This window comes from Sphingomonas sp., assembly GCF_051962185.1.
GTDB lineage: Bacteria > Pseudomonadota > Alphaproteobacteria > Sphingomonadales > Sphingomonadaceae > Sphingomonas.
The window spans coordinates 1-2540 of the sequence record NZ_JBQCCN010000164.1; the positions used below are offsets into that span (position 1 = coordinate 1).

At 68.4% G+C, this 2540-nt stretch carries 2 protein-coding genes; both read right to left on the minus strand.

Features of this window, described 5'->3' with window-relative positions; translation table 11 throughout:
- A partial coding sequence (locus tag ACTHJR_RS10105) for a family 78 glycoside hydrolase catalytic domain (protein ID WP_440523034.1) occupies window positions 1-1820 on the minus strand: 1820 nt, incomplete at its 3' end.
- Window positions 1820-2540: hypothetical protein (locus tag ACTHJR_RS10110; RefSeq protein ID WP_440523035.1), on the minus strand; the 721-nt coding region annotated here is incomplete at its 5' end. The genes ACTHJR_RS10110 and ACTHJR_RS10105, both read right to left, overlap by 1 nt.

Here is a 2540-nt window from a genome sequence, read left to right on the forward strand (position 1 = left end):
CGCGGGTCGCCGTGGAAGCGATAGGCTTTCCACGCCGCGATCACCACCGCGCCACCCCATTCGGGCGAATCGCGGAACGAGTCATCCACACCGCCGAAGACCACGAATTCGGGCGCGATCTCAGGTACCTGCCCGCTCGGCAATTGCGCGTCGACGATATCGGCGATGGTCTTTTCGTACATCGTCGCCGCGTCCTCGACATAGAGGACGGTCTCGGCGTTGAGCTGGTCCTGTTCGAGCCAGCCGAGCTTCTCGCGATGCGGGCAATCGGTGAACACGCTCACGGTGTTGCTCAGCACCGCCTGGCGGATCAAATCGTGGGTCTGGACGAGCAATTGCTGGCTCGCGTCGAACGAGCCGACTTGCGGCAGGTCGGTGTGGACGAACTCGCTCGCCAGCGAGACGATCGCCGCCTCGCCCGGTTTGGCGCGATCGGCGGGCACGGCGCCCGTCACTTGCAGATAGCGCGAGCCGCAATAGGTGAAGTGCGGTCGCCAGACCTCCTCGCCGCGCCCGGCCAGCGTGTACACGTATTGCACCGGCAGGCCCGGCCGCACGCCGATGCTGCGCGGCGCGATCATGCCGTCCGCACCGAGCACTTCGGACGGGCTGAGCGTCACCGTCACGCCCGCCGGGCCGCGCACCGTCAGCGCCGGGCGGCTCGCGCAATTCTTGCCGAAATCGTAGACGAAGACGCCCGGCCTGGGCTCGGCGATGCCCACCGTCGGATAGGTTTCGCCGACCGTGATCGGCGGAATGCCTTGCGCCTTGAGCTTGCCCGCCGGTCCCTCGACCAGCAGCACCGGCGCCCAGCCTTCAGCGGCCGCGCCCCCGCGATCCCAGCCCGCGACCTCGCGCCGCGCGTTGTGATCCTCGCCGCCATAGATCGACGAGAAAGTGATCGGCCCGGGCCGCGTCGTCCATTGGCCGTCGCTGGCCACCAGCTCGGTGCTGCCGTCGGTATAAGTGATCGCGAGCTGTGCGATCAGCCGCGGCTGGCCGAACGTGCCGACGAACTTCTTGTAGCGGTCCTTGACCCCGTCGACATGATACATGCCGTTGCCGAGCATAACTCCGATCGCGTTGCCGCCGGATTCCAGCAGCGCGGCGACGTCGTAGGTCGAATAGAGCACGGTCTTGCGATAGTCGGTCCAGCCAGGATCGAGCATCGAAGCGTGCGCCGCGCGCCCGTTGATGCTGACGGCGTGCTGGCCGAGCCCGCAGATCGACAGGGTCGCCGAGCGCACCGGCTTGGCTACCGCGAAGTCGCGGCGGAACAGCGGCATCGCTTGCGGCCCCGGCACCGGCGGCGCATTGCGCGATTGCGCGACCTGGACCGGCCAGCCGGGCTCGGCGGCGATCCACTTGCCGCGCCAGTCGCCGAACACACCGGTGACGAAGCGCTCGGGCTTGCTCCATGCCGACGGCTTGCCCTCGCCGTCCCACAACATCAGCGCCCACCAATAAGGCGTTTGCGAGACCAGTCCGAGATCGCGCGGCGGCCGACCATTCAAGCCACCGCCCGCGACCTTGCCGCTGTCCCAGACGTCGCCGCGCCCCGCTGCCGCCGCGGCTTCGCTGCGCGCGACGACGAGGCGCCAGGCCGATTGACGCACCCCACGCGCTTCCGGCGCCGACGTCATCGCCCAACGGAAACGCGGACGCTGCGTATCGATACCCAGCGGCCGGCTGCGCCATTCGACGCGCAGCCGATCCGGCACCGCCCGTCCCTCACTCGCCGCCATCGCAAGACGCGGCGCAAGCGAGGTAGCGGCGGCGGCCGCGATTACCCCGCGGCGGGTGAGGCGCGGTCCGGCCATCAGCGTTCGACGCGGATCAGATAGGTCGTCGTCGCCGGACTGCCGATCGGGAGCTCCCAGCCCGGCTCGATCATCTTGGCCGGGATTTCCTTGCCGATCGGGCGTTCCGCGCCATCGAGCGGCTGCGCGAACACGCCCACCGCCCCTTCGAGATCCTTCAGCGTGACCCAGCCGGTGATCGGCTCGATCAGCGTCGGGGCGGTACCCCAGACGGTCAGGTTCGACCCGCGCTCATCCCATTTCTGCCCGGTATTCTCGACGCGGCCAGTGGTGGTGAGCAGGATACGATTGGACAGGTTGAGCGGCTTGCCGTCGAGCGACGACAGAGTGATCACCGCGAACTTGTTGCGGATCTGCGCCGACAGGTTGCGCGTCTCGACCTTGTTGGCCGAGATGAAGCCGACCAATGCCTGGCTGCGCGGGCTGTTGACGCTGACCAGCCCGTTCTTGCCGCTATCGGTCAGCCAGCTGAGTTCGCCGGTATCCGACACGATCGGGTTCATCGGCCCGAGCGGCGCCGGCAGGCTGGGCTTGCAGTCGAGGCACGACACCCGCGAACCGTGGACCAAGGGAATCCGCACGTCGAAGCCCGGCGTGTAATAAGGCATCGCCGCGCGCGGCAGCCGCGCCGCCTCGCTGATCTGGTCGGTCGAATAGGACCGCGTCAGCATCGTCTTCGCCGCCGACACGTCGCCGCGCAGGAAGATCATCGCGCCGACC